Source organism: Microbacterium sp. A20 (assembly GCF_004794515.1).
In the GTDB taxonomy this organism is placed as follows: domain Bacteria; phylum Actinomycetota; class Actinomycetes; order Actinomycetales; family Microbacteriaceae; genus Microbacterium.
Genome location: NZ_SSDF01000074.1, coordinates 128,564 through 142,996 on the forward strand (window position 1 = coordinate 128,564; position 14,433 = coordinate 142,996).

Below are 14,433 nucleotides of genomic sequence, written 5' to 3' on the forward strand. Positions count from 1 at the left end.
TCTGTATGACGGGACGTGCGATCTAGGCGGAGCGCTTGGTCCGGCGGGCCGAGAGTTCGTCGACCGGATCCGGAGCGGTCGCGTCGAACGCGACGAGCGTCGACTCCACCTCGCGGAGGACCTTGCCGACCGCGATGCCGAAGACGCCCTGGCCTCGGCTCACGAGGTCGATGACCTCATCGTTCGAGGTGCACAGATAGACCGAAGCGCCATCGCTCATGAGGGTCGTGCCGGCGAGATCGCGGATACCCGCGCGTCGCAGCTCTTCCACGGCGGTGCGGATCTGCTGCAGAGAGATGCCCGTGTCGAGAAGGCTCTTCACGAGCTTGAGCACGAGGATGTCGCGGAATCCGTACAGGCGCTGCGAACCGGAACCGCTCGCTCCGCGAACGGTGGGTTCCACCAGCTCGGTGCGCGCCCAGTAGTCCAGCTGACGGTAGGTGATGCCGGCGGCACGAGCGGCGACCGCACCGCGGTAGCCGACCTCGTCGTCCATGGCCGGAAGACCGTCCGTGAAGAGGAGTTCGGGTACGAACCGCGGGTCTGCTGCGAGCTCATCCGCATTCATCTGAAATCCTCCCTGGAACGGTTATCTTCCACGGTAGAGCAGTGCCTGGGCACCGGCAATCACATCCGCGGGACCGCGAAGGCGTGTCGCAACCAGTTCGTTACGAAAGCACGCGCGACAGCGCGTCCTTCACGAAGAGCGAGCGCACTTCGTCGATCCGCGCGGCCAATTCCGGCGCCAATTCACTGGCCTTGGCCCGCGACGGCGCATCCGTCCGACGCAGCAGCGCGGACATCGCCGATTCGATGAGCGCGACCTCGCGGTCTGCTCCCTGACGCAGCGAGCGCAGGTGCCGGGGCTCGATGCCGTGGCGGTCGAGGGCGACGAGACCGCGCAGCAGCGTGACCGTCGCCTCCGGGTAGCTCTCCTGCGCGACGATGACGCCGGTGCTGATCGCGTCGTTGAGCAGCTGCGGACCCGCGCCGGCCGCAGCCAGCAGCTCATCGCGTCGATATCGGCGTGGCGCCGGCGCGATGGAGGGCGGCGGAGCGAGCGGAGCGGCCTCCCCGCCGGCATCGACCTCGTCGAGCTGCTCGCGGATCACGCTCAACGGAAGGTAGTGGTCGCGCTGAAGAGTGAGTCCGAGACGCAGTCGCTCGATGTCCGCCGCGGAGAACTTGCGGTAGCCGGATTCCGTACGAGAGGGGCTGACGATGCCCTGCACCTCGAGGAAGCGCAGTTTGCTGGAGGTGAGGTCGGGGAACTCCGGTGTGAGCCGAGCGAGGACCTGGCCGATGCTCAGCAAGCCCGCGGACGCGGAACGTTCGCGGGCGGGAGTAGCCGCCATCAGTCGTTCGCCGCCGCGCGATCGCGAGGGGAGGCGAAGAAGTTCAGGCGGAACTTGCCGACCCGCAGTTCGGAGCCGTCGACCAGCGGGCTGCGGTCGACGCGCTCCCCGTTGACGTACGTTCCGTTGAGCGAGCGTTGGTCGATGATCTCGAACGTCGACCCGGTGCGGGTGATCTCCGCGTGACGACGGGACACGGTGACGTCGTCGAAGAAGATGTCGGCCTCGGGGTGACGGCCGACCGTGGTCACGTCGGTGTCGAGGAGGTAGCGGGCACCGGCGAGAGCGCCGGAACGGACCAGCAGCAACGCCGATCCTGCGGGCAGGGCGCTGATCGCACTCTGCTCCACGTCGGTGAGTTCCACTCCGAACGGCACGAAAGACAGGTCGGAATCGTGCCCGAACGTCTGCGTCACGTCGTGTCTCTGCTCACCGGAACGGTGGATCGCGGCTTCTCCGGCCGGTCGGCTGTCGCTGTCAGTCACAGTGCCCTCCTTGGTTTTCCAGACTAACGGATGCCGAGGCGCTCGCGGGAGGCAGCTTGCATACTCAGCCATCACATACCGCGGATTCATAGGGTGGACTCGTGAAGATCAAAGCTCTGCGCCATCCGGCCGCCCCGATCACCCTCGCCGTGACACTGCTCGCCGCGTTCCTCGTTCTCTTCTCCCCGGTCTCCGCCTCCGCGCACGACGCGCTCGTATCGTCGTCTCCGGCCGCCGATGAGTCGGTCGAGACCGTGCCGGAAGAGCTGACGCTCACCTTCAGCGCGAAGCTCATCGACGGCGAGGGCGCGACCGAGGTCGTCGTCACCGCCCCCGACGGCTCCTCGGTCTCCGATGGCGCAGCGACCGTCGACGGCGCGATCGTGACACAGCCGCTGCAGGGCTCGGGGCCCGCCGGCGACTATCACGTCATCTGGAAGGTCGTCTCCAGCGACGGCCACCCCACCTCCGGCGAGTACTCCTTCACCGTGACCGTCGGAGACGACGCGACACCGACCGAGGAACCCACTGCCGCCCCCACCACCGCGGCGCCGACGGCCGAGCAGACCGCAGCACCCGAGGCGACCGCGACCCCGGCAGCGGATTCCGACGACACCGCGGACGGATCGCCGTGGGTCTGGGTGCTTGCGATCGTCGCTGTCCTGGTGGTCGCCGGCGTGGTCATCTGGATCGTCCTGAGCCGTCGCCGTGGCGGTTCCGCGTCCGGTTCCGACGCCCCGACGGAGCGATAGGCTTAAGGCATGCCACACTACGACGTCGTCATCCTTGGTGCAGGTCCTGGCGGATACGTCGCTGCGGTTCGCAGCGCGCAGCTCGGTCTCTCCACCGCCATCATCGAGGAGAAGTACTGGGGCGGTGTCTGCCTCAACGTCGGCTGCATCCCCTCCAAGGCTCTTCTGAAGAACGCGGAGCTCGCACACACGCTCAACCACAAGGCCGATTTCTTCGGCATCTCGGGTGAGTTCACGATCGACTACGGCAAGGCGTTCGACCGCAGCCGTGTCGTGGCCGACGGTCGCGTCAAGGGCATCCACTTCCTGATGAAGAAGAACAAGGTGACCGAGTACGACGGTCGCGGCACCTTCACCGGTCCGAAGGCGATCTCCGTCGCCAAGGCCGACGGCACCACCGAAGAGGTCACCTTCGACAACGCGATCATCGCGACCGGCTCCAAGGTCCGCCTGCTCCCCGGAGTGCAGCTCAGCGACAACGTCGTGACCTACGAGGAGCAGATCCTCAGCCGTGAGCTCCCGAAGTCCATCGTCATCGTCGGCGCCGGTGCCATCGGCATGGAGTTCGCCTACGTGATGACGAACTACGGCGTCAAGGTCACGATCATCGAGTTCCTCGACCGCGCACTCCCCAACGAGGATGCCGACGTGTCGAAGGAGATCACGAAGCAGTACAAGAACTACGGCGTCGACATCCTCACCTCCACCAAGGTCGAGTCGGTCGTCGACAACGGCTCGTCCGTGACCGTCTCCTACACCGGCAAGGACGGGCAGCAGTCGTCGATCGAGGCCGACAAGGTGCTCATGTCGGTCGGCTTCGCCCCGAACATCGAGGGCTTCGGACTCGAGGCGACCGGTGTCAAGCTGACCGAGCGCGGCGCGATCGACATCGATGACCACATGCGCACCAACGTCGAAGGCATCTACGCCATCGGCGACGTGACCGCCAAGCTGCAGCTCGCCCACGTGGCCGAGGCGCAGGGCGTGGTCGCGGCCGAGACCATCGGCGGCGCCGAGACGCAGACGCTGGGCGACTACCGGATGATGCCGCGCGCGACGTTCTGCTCGCCGCAGGTCGCCTCGTTCGGTCTCACCGAGCAGCAGGCCAAGGATGAGGGACGCGAGATCAAGGTCGCGACGTTCCCGTTCATGGCGAACGGCAAGGCGCACGGCCTGGGCGAGCCGGTCGGCTTCGTCAAGCTGATCGCCGACGCCGAGCACCTCGAGCTCATCGGCGCCCACATGATCGGCCCGGACGTGTCCGAGCTGCTGCCGGAGCTCACGCTGGCCCAGAAGTGGGACCTCACGGCGCTCGAACTGGCCCGCAACGTGCACACGCACCCGACGCTGTCGGAGGCGCTGCAGGAGGGCTTCCACGGCCTCGCCGGCCACATGATCAACTTCTGATCCACCCTCTCGAAGGCCCGGTCCCGCGCAATGCGGACCGGGCCTTCGTGCGTCAGCGGCACGAGCGTCAGAGTCCGCGCATCGTGAGGGGGTCGTGCGTCAGAGGCCGCGCATCGTGAGGAGCCCGGCCGTCCAGCCCCGGACCGGCGGCGCGCCGAGCACGCGCATCAGCAGCTCCCTGCCGCGGACCACGGGCATCGGCGCCGGAGCACCCATCGACATGTAGAACGCCGAGCGACGCTGTGCGCGCGAGGCGGAGCGCAGCACGTGCCACTCGAACCTCGCCAGCTCCGGCATCCGATGCGGCAGCGACCGCACGAGCTCGGACGCGAGACGTCGGGCGTCCACCCAGCCCAGGTTCATCCCCTGCCCGCCGATCGGACTGATCTCATGCGCGGCATCCCCGAGGAGCACGACCCGGCCCCTGGTCAGCCGTGTCGCTCGGTGCTGCGCGGCGACGAAGGAGGTCGGCTCCGCGTCGGGCGGGAACTCGATGCCGAGCCCGGTCCGCGCCTCGATCGCCCTGCGGAAGGCATCGGCGTGGTGCAGGTCCTCTCCCACGCCGTGGCGGACCACCCATCGCCTGCGTCCGCCGGGGAGCGGAAAGGACTCGACGAGACCTGCGGGTTCGCAGTGCAGCACCGCACGGTCCCCCGCTCTGTGGTCGTCGATGTCGATCATCGAGTACGACGCGTGTCCCGGACGACGCCGCCACCCGACGCCGAGATCGTCGCGGAGACGGCTCCGCACGCCATCGGCGACGACCACCATCGACGCCGTGTGCTCGCGGGGACCTCCGACGGTCTCCGCCGCCACCACCACGGCGTCCGCGTCCTGCCGGAGAGTCCGCACGGTGCATCCGGAGATCAACGCGTCCGGCGAGAGTGCCTGCACGCGGGCTCGGAGCAGCGCGCTCGTCCGCGGCTGCGGGAGGATCAGGACGGGACGGTCCGGCGCGAAGGTCAGCGTCGCGAGTGTCCGTCGGCGGCTGCGTACCTCTCCACCGTCGAGCCGCAGCGCTTCGGACCGGACGTCCGTGCCGATGCCGACCGCATCGAGAGCATCCAGCCCCGGCCGATGGATGCCGATCGCTCTGGTCCGAGCGTCGGCATCCGTCTGCCGCTCGCAGACCACCACGCGCAACCCGTCCTGCAGCAGCAGACACGCCAGGAGCAGACCGACGGGGCCTGCTCCCACGATCAGCACGTCATGATCGGGCACTGCCTTCCTCCCACCGCAGCTCCAGTCGCGAGGGCAGTCCCCCGCGGACGGTCCACCCGGTCGGAGCGATCGCCGTCAGCTCGGCGGCCGTGTACGAGCGTCGGATGCTGATGAGTCCGTCCTCGCGGATGAACGAATCGGCGAGGAGGGTTCGAGAGATCGGCCAGGTCGCGGCGGCGAACAGCACGTGAGCGGCCCGGCTCCGGGCGATGTCGTGGTGGGACACCAGCCCGTTCGGCGCGACGAGTCGCACCGAGTCGCTGAGCACCGTCTGGAGCTCGTCCGCGTCCAGGTGGTGCAGCACGTGGTTCGACAGCACGACGTCGTAGGTGTCGCCGGCGTCGACCAACTCGGTGGTCAGCGCGCGTCGGTAGCGGATGCCGGCCCCGCGGTCGTGCGCCGAGGCCCATCGGATCGCGCGCTCGTCGGCGTCGAGAGCGGTGATCTCGGCGTCGAGCCCGTCGTGACGCAGCCGCCCGGCGAGCAGGCGGCAGAGGTCTCCCCCGCCGGCACCGACATCGAGGATGCGCAGTCGCCCCGACCGCTCCGCGCGCGGCCGGATGTCGCGACGATAGAGCGTGCCAGGACGGGAGACCAGCGCATTCACGAAGCCGAAACGTCCGTAGGTCCGTGCGAGCATCCGTGCATCGGCGTGCGTGTCGTCCATCAGCTCAGGGGTGTCGACGTCCCTGACCGCCAGGACTGCCCTCACGAGGCAGAGGGAGCGACGACGGTGAACAGCGCGCTCTCGGCCGTCAGCCCCGGGCCGAAGGCCATCGCGGCGACGCGTTCGCCCGCTGCAGCCTCTTCCTCCTCCAGGATGCGCTTGAGGACGAAGAGCACGGTCGCACTGGACATGTTCCCGTTCTCGCGCAGGACTTCGCGAGCGGGGTGCAGCTGCGCGTCGCTGAGGTGCATCCGCTCCTGCACCCGGTCCAGGATGCTGCGACCGCCGGGGTGGATCGCCCAGTGCTCGACCTTCTCCCCCACCCGCCCCGCCTCGAACGCCTCGGCCATCTCCGCATCAGCGGAGTACAGCGGTCGGAGTGCGCCGATGATGGTCTCCCCGATGATCTGCGGAACGGCGGTGGAGAGGATCATCTCGAAACCGCTGTCGCCGATCGTCCAGGCCATGTCCTTCTCGCCCTCCGGCGCGATGGCCGTGTGGAAGCGGTCCAACCGCAGGGCGGGAGAGGCCGACGCAAGGTCCCGGGCCGTGACGATGCCGGCCGCGGCGCCGTCGGCGAACAGGGAGGAGGCGACGATCGTGTCAGGGTTCTCCGAGGAGCGCAGATGCAGGGTGCAGAGTTCGACGCTGACGACCAGGACCACCGCGTTCTCGTCCGCGATGCAGAACTGACTCGCCGCCCGCAGCGCCGGCATGGACGCGTAGCAGCCCATGAACCCGAGATGGAAGCGCTGGACGGCGTCGGACAGCCCGAGTGCGCGCACGATCTCGTACTCCGGGCCGGGGGCGTGGAACCCGGTGCAGGACACCGTGATGACGTGCGTCACATCCTCCGGGCCGATCTCGGGGTCGGCATCCAGGGCCTTCCGTGCGACGTCGACGAAGAGCTTCGCAGCCTCGCGGGTGTAGATGTCGTTACGTGCCTTGGTGCCCGGAGCCAGCAGCTCTCCGGAACGCCGGTCGAAGAAGACGGGCTCGGGCACGTCGGAATCGAGCGACAGCTCGTCGATCACGGTGTGGCGGCGGTCGATGCCCGAGACGTTGAACGACGTCGTGACGATCCGCTGTGCCAAACGCCCGAGGTCGGGCTGCTGGGCGAAGACGTCGCGCACCTGCTCCTGGACGAGAACGGTGTCGGGGACGATCGTCTGCAGCGATCGGAGCACAGGCGGTCGACTCATGCTGTCACTCAAGCATGCGGTGTCGCCCCGGGGGAAGGGGTTGCGTTCGGCCCTGCGTCTGACTAGAAGCCGAGGGCGCGGGCGAGCTTGGAACCGGATGCCGATTCCCGGCCTCCCGCGGCCAGGACGGCACGCTCCACGGCATCGAAGAAGGCGGCGCGCGCGCCGTCGTCGGCCGGAGCTGCGGGACCGAGTTCCATCTCCCACTCCCGCCATTCGCGCTGCACATCGCCCCGGAGATCCGTCGCCTGCACCCGGTCGTCGACGAACTCGGCCACGACCCCGGCTGGGCCCGTGAGGAGGTAGGCGGTGCGGTCGTTCCGGATGCGGGCGAGCGGGGTGAGCGGAGCGGTCGTCCATGCGGACACGGTCTCGGCCACGGCCGCGGGCAGCGCATCGCCCTCACCGAGCGGCCAGCCGAGTTCGAGACGGCCGTCGCCCTGTCGCGGTCCCTTCACGTGCCAGCCCTCGTCCGGACCGCCGGTGCGACGGCGCAGCGCCACCCCGGCACGGGCGAGATCTCCGTCGGCGGTGTCGAAGTACTGCGCGTCGAGCGCCCGGGCCTCCCCGGCGGTGACGGTGTCGACCCCGGGGATGGCCTCCCAGACCGGCAGCGGGGTCTCGCCGTCGACGTCGTACTTGCGCTCGACCTCGACCGTGCGGGACGGTTCAGTCATCGTCGTTGAGAGTCAGATCCTCGAGAGACTCTTCGAACCAGTAGTCGACCTCGGTCGGCCCATCGGTCGGGCCGGTGTTCTGCGGTTCGCTGCGGCGGTTGTACACCACCTGCGTCTCGCTGTAGGGGACGATCAGCTTGTCGTCCGCGTCGCCGAGGGGGATGATCTGCCCGTCGAGCGGGCCGCCGTGAAGCCGTGCAAGTGCCATGTGCTTCAGGGTAGCCCCGACATCGGACTATCCGTGCGAGACCCGGCGGATTCAGCCCAGGACGACACCGAGGAGAGCACCCGCGATCATCCACGGGCCGAAGGCGATGCGGGTGGCACCGTGCGCTCGGCGCAGGAGGATGAGCACGAGTGCGTACAACGCCCCGAGCACGAAGGCCGAGGCGGCGCCGATCGCGAGCGACTGCCAGCCGTGCCAGCCCAGCACGAACCCGATGACCGCGGCGAGCTTCACGTCGCCGCCGCCCATCCCGGCACGGCTGATCCCGCGCAGCACGGCGTAGAAGCCACCCAGGATCACCATGCCGAGGAGGGCGCGGAGGAACGCGATGCCCTGCCCCGTGACCAGCGCGTCGAGAGCTGCGAGCAGGATCAGCACGGCGAGCGTCGGCAGCACGATGGGATTCGGGAGGCGGTGGGTGCGCGCGTCGATCACGATCAGCCATGCGCCGACGCCCGCCAGCATGACGTGCACGAGTGAGATGAGTGCGAGTCGCGGGTCCATAGGCGCAGGTTAGGAGATCCGCGGTCCAGACGCCGGTGGCCTGTGGAGAACTCCTGCCGATGTCCGATGTACGAACTATCGTCATCCACACGACTTGGTATATTAGAATATATCTTCGAGAAAGGATGCAGGGTGATCGGTCTCGATGCACTGGCTTCGCTCTCACCGGCGAGCGACTCCCGCGCGGGAGAAGTGCTGCGACTGCGCCGTGAGATCAGCCGGATGCAGCGCCGGCGCAGCGAGCATACGCTGATCCCCCTCGACCCCGCCTTCTCCGCACTCCTTCCCGAGGAAGGGCTGCAGACCGGAACCTCCTACACCGTCTCCCCCTCGCCGAGCCTGGTGCTCGCACTGCTCAGTACCGCGTCCCAGAAGGGGCACTGGTGCGCCGTCGTCGGCATGCCGACCCTCGGCGTCGAAGCGGCAGCCGCATTCGGCATCGATCTCGCCCGGCTGATCCTCGTCCCCGACCCGGGAGAGCGCTGGCTCGCGGCGACCTCCGCGCTGGCCGAGGTCGTGCCCCTGATCGTCGTGAACCCCGCCACGCGGGCACGGGATGCCGACGTCTCCCGCCTGAGCGCCCGCCTGCGCGATCGCGGGTGCACACTCCTGGTCACCGAGACACCCGGCACCGGACGCTGGCCGCAGAGCGAGGGGACGATACGCCTTCACGACCCGCACTGGCACGGCCTCGGCGCCGGCTGGGGGCTGCTCTCCGACTGCACCGTGACCGTGACCGCGCAGACCCGGCACACCTCTCGCCCGTCGAGCGTCCACGTGCGACTGCCGGGAGGCCACGGCGCCGTCGAGACGGTCGCGACCGAGCTCACCGCGCTGCCCTCCCTCTCCCCTGACATCGCCGGGCAGGGAGAGGCTGCTCCCCCGGAGCTCCTGCGATGGGCGGAAGCCGGATGAACAGCCCGCTCCGCGTGCTCGTGCTGTGGTTCCCCGACTGGCCCCTGCGTGCCGCGCTCGGCAGCCCGCCTCCGCACCTGCCCACCGCCCTGGTGCAGGCGAACACGATCGTCGCCTGCACCGCCTCCGCCCGAGAGCACGGCGTGCGCACCGGTCAGCGCCGCCGCGTCGCCCAGGGCCACCTCTCCTCGCTGCGCGTGCTCCCCCACGACCCCGACCGCGACGAGCGCGCCTTCCTCCCCGTGCTGCACCTCATCGAGAAGCAGGCGCCAGGGGTCACCCTGCTGCGACCCGGACTCGCGATCGTCCGCGCCCGGGGCATCTCCCGCTATCACGGCGGAGAGGCGGAAGCAGCCGAGGCGCTCACCGCCGTCCTCGCGGAGGCCGGCTTCCCCGAGGTGCGCATCGGCGTCGCGGACGGCCCGTTCACCGCCGAGATCGCCGCGCGGGGGCCCACACCCTGCACGGTCGTGCCGCCCGGCGGATCCCGGGAGTTCCTGGCCCCCTTCCCCGTGCAGGTGCTGCGCGACGAGCAGATCGCCGGCCTCCTCGTCCGACTCGGAGTGCGCACCCTCGGCGAGTTCACCGCGCTCGCCCCGCTCGACGTGCGCGACCGCTTCGGCGAACACGGTGCGCGCCTGCACGCGCTCGCCGCCGGCGCCGACTCCCGCCCGCTGACACCGCGTCCCCCCGACCCGGAACTCGTTCGGGACATCGAGTTCGACTCGCCGTTGGGTGGAGCGGATCAGGTCGCCTTCGCGGTGCGGCAGACGGCGGATGCGGTCATGCTCGCGCTCGGTGACGCCTCGGTCGTGTGCACGGAGGTGCGCATCGATCTGACCGACGACAACGGCGTGGTCTTCTCCCGGTCCTGGTTGCATCCGACCTGCTTCGATGCCTCCGACCTCGTGGATCGGGTGCGCTGGCAGCTGGAGGCCCTGGCCGCACAGTCGGCGAAGGAACCGGTCGATGAGGCACGAGCGTTCGGCGGCATCATGGCGGTACGCATCGTCCCCGCCGCCGTGGACGACGCCGCCCATCACCAGCCGGGCCTCTTCGGATCCGGCACCGACGAGCGCCTGCACCACGCGGTCTCCCGCGTGCAGACCATGCTGGGGCATCAGGGCGTGCTCACCGCCGCGGTGTCCGGCGGCCGGTGGCTCGCCGATCGCCAGGTGCTGACGCCCTGGGGTGAGCGCACGGTCGCCCCTCGCGACCCGGAATCGCCCTGGCCGGGGAGCCTGCCCGATCCGCTCCCGGCAGAGGTGTTCCGCCCCCCGCGTCCGATCGGGGTGCTGGCGGCGGACGAGACCACGATCACCATCGACGAGCGCGGGACGCTCTCGAGCGATCCCGCCCGCATCGACGGGGCGACCGTGCAGGCGTGGGCCGGCCCCTGGCCCATCCACGAGCGCCGCTGGGCATCCGGCGGCGGCAAACGTGGGCACCGGCTGCAGATCGTCGACGATCACGACCGTGCCTGGCTGGTCTTCCACACCGGCGAGCGCTGGTGGGTCGAGGGGAGGTATCGCTGATGGGCTGGCACAATCCGCCCCTCTCCTGGAACGACCTGGAGCGCACCCTCAGCGGCGAGGAGTCGCCCCCGGCCCCTCTCGGCGCCGAACCGCGCAGCCAGCGGACGGACCCAGGACCGGTGAGTCGGCGCCGCAAGCGCACTCCTCCCACCGCCACCGCGCGCCCCGAGGATGCGGTCCCCTATGCCGAGCTGCACGCCCACTCCTCGTACTCGTTCCTCGACGGCGCCTCCTCCCCCGAGGATCTCCTCGCCGAGGCCGACCGCCTCGGCCTGACCGCGCTCGCCCTCACCGACCACGACGGCTTCTACGGCGCCGCACGGTTCGCCGAGGTGGCAGACCTCATGGAGAGCCCGCTGCAGACCGTGTTCGGCGCCGAGCTGTCACTCGACCTGCCCGCACCGCAACGGGGTTCCGCCGATCCTGCCGGTGAGCACCTGCTCGTTCTCGCCCGCGGGATGGAGGGCTACCACCGGCTCTCGGGCGCGATCTCCGCGGCGCAGCTTCGTGGCGGAGAGAAGGGGCGTCCGGTGTACGACCTCGACGACCTCGCCGCACGCGCGGGCGGGCACTGGACGATCCTGACCGGATGCCGCAAGGGCGCGGTGCGCCGCGGGCTCGAGGCCGGAGACGCGGCCACTCCGCTGCGCTCCCTCATCGACCTGTTCGGAGCCGACCACGTCGCCGTCGAGCTCTTCGACCACGGAGATCCGCTGGACACCCGCCGCAACGACGCCCTCGCCGACCACGCCCGTCGGATGCGGCTGCCGGTGGTCGCGACCAACAACGTGCACTACGCCACCCCCGCACAGGCACCGCTCGCCGAAGCCGTGGCCGCGGTCCGCGCGGTGCGCAGCATGGATGAGCTCGACGGCTGGCTGCCTGCACACGGCGGCGCGCATCTGCGCAGCGGAGCCGAGATGTCCGCGCGCTTCCAGCGCTATCCCGGAGCGATCTCCTACGGGCTCGAACTGGCGGCGGCATCCGCCTTCCCGCTGCGCCTCGCCCGGCCAGCGCTCCCCCAGCAGGAGGTCCCGGAGGGGCACACGCCCATGAGCTGGCTGCGTCACCTGGTCTGGGAGGCCGTGCCGTCGAAGTACCCCCGGCTGAACGACGCCGGCCACCGTCGGATCGAACGCGAGCTGGATGTGATCGAGGAGAAGGACTTCCCGGGGTACTTCCTGATCGTGCACGGCATCGTCGCCGAGGCGCGCAGACGCGGCATCCTCTGCCAGGGTCGGGGATCGGCCGCGGCGAGCGCGGTCTGCTACCTGCTCGGGATCACCGCGGTCGACCCGATCCTCTATCGCCTCCCCTTCGAGAGGTTCCTGGCGACGACGCGGACGGAGGAGCCGGACATCGACGTGGACTTCGACTCCGACCGCCGTGAGGAGATCATCCAGTGGGTGTATCGGGAGTACGGGAGGGAACGCGCGGCCCAGGTGGCGAACGTCATCCAGTACCGGCCGAAGAACGCGGTGCGCGACATGGCGAGGGCGCTCGGTCATTCCCCCGGACAGCAGGATGCCTGGTCCCGCCAGGTCGACGGCTGGGGCGTGGGGCTCGAGCCCGTCGAGGGTCACGACATCCCGGAGAACGTGCTCGCCTACGCCGGTGAGCTGCTGAAGGCACCCCGCCACCTCGGCATCCACTCCGGCGGCATGGTGCTCACCGCGCGCCCGGTCGGCGAAGTCGTGCCGGTGGAGCATGCCCGCATGGAGAACCGCACCGTCATCCAGTGGGACAAGGACGACTCCGCCTTCATGGGCCTGGTGAAGTTCGACCTGCTGGGCCTCGGGATGCTCGCCGCCCTGCAGCACTGCTTCGACCTGATCCGGGAGAACACCGGCGAGGAGTGGACGCTGGAGCGCATCCCCAAGGAGGAGCCGGGGGTGTACGACATGCTCTGCCGAGCGGATTCGATCGGGGTCTTCCAGGTGGAGTCCCGCGCGCAGATCGGCCTGCTCCCCCGCCTGCAGCCCCGCTGCTTCTACGACCTCGCCATCCAGATCGCGCTCATCCGTCCCGGCCCCATCCAGGGAGGGGCCGTGCACCCCTTCGTGCGACGCAAGATGGCGAAGGATCGTGTCGACGAGGAGAACCGGAAGCGCCTGGCCCGGGGCGAGGAGCCCGTGGACTTCACGATCCCCTACCCGCACAGCGATCTGGAGGACATCCTCAAGCGCACGCTGGGCATCCCGATCTTCCAGGAGCAGCTCATCCAGATGGCGACGGCCATCGGCGACTGCACGGCCGATGAGGCCGACCTGCTGCGCCGGGCGATGGGGTCGAAACGCGGTCTGGAGAAGATCGAGAAGGTCAGGGACAAGCTCTACGCCGGCATGGCCAGGCGCGGGCTCACCGACGAGGCGGCCGATCGCATCTACGCCCAGATCCAGGCATTCTCGAACTTCGGCTTCGCGGAGTCGCACTCCCTGTCGTTCGCCCTGCTCGTCTACGCCAGCTCCTGGTTGAAACTGCACTACCCCGCAGCGTTCCTCGCCGGCCTGCTGCGCTCGCAGCCGATGGGCTTCTACTCCGCGGCGACCCTCACCGCGGACGCCCGACGGCACGGGGTGGAGGTCCGCCGCCCCGATCTGCACGTCTCCGGGGCGACGGAGATGCTGGAGCCTCTCGACGAGGGCGCGTCCTCGCACGGGCCGACCGGCCGGGAGGACTGCCTCGACGATCCGCAACCGCCCACCCTCCGCTTCGACAGGGAGGCTCCCGACGAGTCCGCGGCACATCGGCGGGACGGCGGATCCGCGGTGCGACTGGGCCTCAGCGGCATCCGCGGGATCGGCGTGCCGATGGCGGAGAGGATCGTCGCCGAGCGCGAGGCGCACGGGCGGTACCGTGACCTGCACGATCTGGTGCGTCGGACGGATGCCACCGCCGCACAGCTGGAGGCACTCGCCACCGCCGGTGCCTTCGACTGCCTGGGGCTGGAGCGCCGAGAGGCCATCTGGCTCGCCGGCGCCGCAGCGGACGACCGCTCCCGCTTCCTTCCGGGGACCACCGTCGCCGTGCAACCGCCCCTGTTCACCGATCAGACCAGCTACGAGCGGCTCTCGGCGGATCTCTGGGCGACCGGGGTCTCGACCGATGATCATCCGATGGCGCACTTCCGGGAGGCACTGCGCACCCGCGGGGTGCTCACCGCCGCAGATCTGCAGGGCCATGAGGCCGGTCGCCGTATCGAGGTCGCCGGCCTCGTGACCCATCGCCAGCGACCGGCGACCGCGTCAGGGATCACCTTCGTGAACCTCGAGGACGAGAGCGGACTGGTGAACATCGTCTGCTCGGCCGGGGTCTGGAACCGTTACCGCCGCGTCGCCCGGGAATCACCGGCGCTCATCATCCGCGGCATCCTGGAGCGGTCGGCCGAGGGAGTGGTCAATGTGCTCGCCGACGGTTTCGAGGATCTGCGCACCGGGCTCACGCACCGGTCCAGGGACTTCCGCTGACGGCGGCACTTCTCGGCTCG

Annotated in this window: 14 protein-coding genes; 5 read left to right on the plus strand and 9 right to left on the minus strand. The window is 69.7% G+C overall.

Annotated features, from left to right (window positions below):
• Nucleotides 1-22: 22 nt before the first annotated feature.
• From DW298_RS09555 to DW298_RS09565, 3 genes are all read right to left on the minus strand, one after another.
• Entirely contained in the window at nt 23-568 is a 546-nt protein-coding gene (locus tag DW298_RS09555) for a MerR family transcriptional regulator (RefSeq protein WP_136042194.1), read from the minus strand.
• 100 nt (nt 569-668) lie between these two features.
• The gene (locus tag DW298_RS09560; RefSeq protein WP_136042195.1) at nt 669-1,355 is read right to left on the minus strand and encodes a MerR family transcriptional regulator; all 687 of its coding nucleotides are present in this window, start codon (nt 1,353-1,355) and stop codon (nt 669-671) included.
• Nucleotides 1,355-1,840: an FHA domain-containing protein gene (locus DW298_RS09565; RefSeq protein WP_029261538.1), complete on the minus strand. Its 486-nt coding sequence runs from the start codon at nt 1,838-1,840 to the stop codon at nt 1,355-1,357. The genes DW298_RS09560 and DW298_RS09565 overlap by 1 nt, the downstream gene beginning before the upstream one ends.
• A 101-nt stretch (nt 1,841-1,941) precedes the next feature.
• Here DW298_RS09565 and DW298_RS09570 point away from each other — a divergent pair, with 101 nt between their 5' ends.
• Both DW298_RS09570 and lpdA read left to right on the plus strand, forming a co-directional pair.
• Nucleotides 1,942-2,592 (plus strand): copper resistance CopC family protein, encoded by a 651-nt coding sequence (locus DW298_RS09570; RefSeq protein ID WP_136042196.1) that lies wholly within the window; start codon nt 1,942-1,944, stop codon nt 2,590-2,592.
• 9 nt (nt 2,593-2,601) lie between these two features.
• Nucleotides 2,602-3,999, plus strand: a complete 1,398-nt coding sequence (lpdA, locus tag DW298_RS09575; RefSeq protein WP_136042197.1) for a dihydrolipoyl dehydrogenase — start codon at nt 2,602-2,604, stop codon at nt 3,997-3,999.
• Between the two features lie 99 nt (nt 4,000-4,098).
• Here lpdA and DW298_RS09580 read toward each other — a convergent pair whose 3' ends face one another.
• The 6 genes from DW298_RS09580 to DW298_RS09605 form a co-directional block, all read right to left on the minus strand.
• Entirely contained in the window at nt 4,099-5,220 is a 1,122-nt protein-coding gene (locus DW298_RS09580; protein WP_136042198.1) for an NAD(P)/FAD-dependent oxidoreductase, read from the minus strand.
• Complete coding sequence (locus tag DW298_RS09585) at nt 5,207-5,932, minus strand: methyltransferase domain-containing protein (protein ID WP_275087553.1); 726 nt, start codon at nt 5,930-5,932, stop codon at nt 5,207-5,209. The genes DW298_RS09580 and DW298_RS09585 overlap by 14 nt, the downstream gene beginning before the upstream one ends.
• Nucleotides 5,929-7,089: a type III polyketide synthase gene (locus tag DW298_RS09590; RefSeq protein ID WP_136042200.1), complete on the minus strand. Its 1,161-nt coding sequence runs from the start codon at nt 7,087-7,089 to the stop codon at nt 5,929-5,931. The genes DW298_RS09585 and DW298_RS09590 overlap by 4 nt, the downstream gene beginning before the upstream one ends.
• 62 nt (nt 7,090-7,151) lie before the next feature.
• Nucleotides 7,152-7,766, minus strand: a complete 615-nt coding sequence (locus DW298_RS09595; protein WP_136042201.1) for a CYTH domain-containing protein — start codon at nt 7,764-7,766, stop codon at nt 7,152-7,154.
• Entirely contained in the window at nt 7,759-7,974 is a 216-nt protein-coding gene (locus DW298_RS09600; RefSeq protein ID WP_136042202.1) for a response regulator, read from the minus strand. Before DW298_RS09600 ends, DW298_RS09595 begins: the two co-directional genes overlap by 8 nt.
• A gap of 51 nt (nt 7,975-8,025) precedes the next feature.
• A complete protein-coding gene (locus DW298_RS09605) occupies nt 8,026-8,496 on the minus strand; it encodes an A24 family peptidase (RefSeq protein WP_136042203.1) in 471 nt (156 codons plus the stop codon).
• 132 nt (nt 8,497-8,628) lie between these two features.
• Between DW298_RS09605 and DW298_RS09610 the strand changes: the two genes are divergently transcribed.
• From DW298_RS09610 to DW298_RS09620, 3 genes are read left to right on the plus strand one after another with little or no spacing between them, the layout of a single operon-like run.
• Nucleotides 8,629-9,411: a hypothetical protein gene (locus DW298_RS09610; protein WP_136042204.1), complete on the plus strand. Its 783-nt coding sequence runs from the start codon at nt 8,629-8,631 to the stop codon at nt 9,409-9,411.
• On the plus strand, nt 9,408-10,946 hold the full coding sequence (locus DW298_RS09615; RefSeq protein ID WP_136042205.1) for a DNA polymerase Y family protein: 1,539 nt from the start codon (nt 9,408-9,410) through the stop codon (nt 10,944-10,946). Before DW298_RS09610 ends, DW298_RS09615 begins: the two co-directional genes overlap by 4 nt.
• A complete protein-coding gene (locus DW298_RS09620) occupies nt 10,946-14,413 on the plus strand; it encodes an error-prone DNA polymerase (protein ID WP_136042206.1) in 3,468 nt (1,155 codons plus the stop codon). The genes DW298_RS09615 and DW298_RS09620 overlap by 1 nt, the downstream gene beginning before the upstream one ends.
• Nucleotides 14,414-14,433: the final 20 nt, after the last annotated feature.